General features: G+C 67.9%; 1 pseudogene. It reads left to right on the top strand.

Going from position 1 to position 234, the window contains the following annotated elements:
* A pseudogene (locus ACSW29_RS31240) lies at window positions 1–234 on the top strand (acetyl-CoA C-acyltransferase); the annotation flags it as partial.

The raw sequence follows: 234 nt of genomic DNA, 5'->3' as shown, positions 1-234 counted from the left end.
ATCACCGCCGGCTCCGCCTCCCCGATCTCCGACGGCGCCGCCGCCGTGATCGTGATGAGCAAAGCCAAGGCCGAAGAACTCGGCCTGACCTGGATCGCGGAAATCGGTGCCCACGGCGTCGTCGCCGGACCGGACTCCACCCTCCAGTCCCAGCCCGCCCGCGCCATCGCCAAGGCCTGCGCCAAGGAAGGTATCGACCCCACCGACCTCGACCTCGTCGAAATCAACGAAGCA

It is taken from the genome of Rhodococcus sp. GB-02 (assembly GCF_053470465.1).
This window is presented reverse-complemented; position numbering and strand designations above follow the sequence as displayed.